General features: G+C 59.4%; 2 protein-coding genes. Both read left to right on the plus strand.

Features of this window, described 5'->3' with window-relative positions:
• Positions 1-327: 327 nt before the first annotated feature.
• The gene (locus EN893_RS35160) at positions 328-648 is read left to right on the plus strand and encodes a DUF1476 domain-containing protein (RefSeq protein WP_013532126.1); all 321 of its coding nucleotides are present in this window, start codon (positions 328-330) and stop codon (positions 646-648) included.
• Positions 649-774: 126 nt separating this feature from the next.
• The coding region (locus EN893_RS35165; RefSeq protein WP_245490970.1) for an aldolase/citrate lyase family protein at positions 775-1,098 on the plus strand (324 nt) is incomplete at its 3' end.

A 1,098-nucleotide genomic window follows, 5' to 3' on the forward strand; every position in this document is an offset into this window, starting at 1 on the left:
CCTCATAGAGTATCTTGGCCTTGCCTTCATAAATGCGGCGGCGATTTTTCATCTGGATTTTTCTCTGGGGTTCCGGACAGGGCGGTATCAGACCATTTCCTGTCCGTCTGCCTGAAATAGTGCGGCTACGGTAGGGTTCAATGCCGGGTCTATCCCAATCACATCGTTTGCTCAATCGGCAAATCCTTCCAATCAACCGCTTTCGGGACTGAAATGCCGCAGCGCAGCATTCGATGAAGCGTATTGACCGACCCGCGACCTTTTGGTTTGTGCTTTGGCAACGCACATATTCACCGCCAACGAATCGAATTTGACCGGAGGGACGCCATGAGCAGCATGAAAGACCGCGAAGAGGGCTTTGAGCGTAAATTCGCATTCGACGAGGAGCTTCGGTTCAAGGCCTCGGCGCGCCGCAACAAGGCGCTCGGCCTGTGGGCCGCCGAAAAGCTCGGAAAGTCCGGCGCGGATGCCGACGCCTATGCCAAGGAAGTGGTTATCTCCGACATCGAGGAAGCCGGCGACCACGACGTGTTCCGCAAAATCCGCGGGGATTTCGACGCGGCCGGCGTCGAGCAGTCGGATCACCAGATCCGCCGCACGATGGACGAACTGATGGCGCAGGCGATCGAGCAGATCAAGAACACCTGATCCGGGCCATGCGCTGATCCCGGCCATACGCTGGACCAATCGACCGCCCGGCCTATCCGGGCGGTTTTTCTTTGCCTTTGTCGCGGTTTCCGGCTGAAACTGCCGGAGTTAACAAGGAAAGTATCCATGTCCCTGAAGTCCCGCCTCGCGGCCGACGAAACGCTGTTCACCGCATGGTCCGGCGTGCCGGATGCCTTGACCGTCGAAATCGTCGCCAAGCAGGGTTTCGATGCCGTCACGCTCGACATGCAGCATGGCGGCCATCACGAAGACAGCGTGCTGCGTGGCCTGGTGCCGGTGCTCGCTGCCGGCAAGCCGGCGCTGGTGCGCATTCCCGTTGGCCGTTTCGACATGGCAAGCCGCGCGCTCGATTTCGGCGCCGAGGCAGTCATCGCGCCGATGGTGAATTCGGTTGCCGATGCAAAACTGTTCGCCGCCGTCATGAAATAC

The organism is Mesorhizobium sp. M7A.F.Ca.CA.004.04.2.1, assembly GCF_004022825.1.
Classification (GTDB): Bacteria; Pseudomonadota; Alphaproteobacteria; order Rhizobiales; family Rhizobiaceae; genus Mesorhizobium.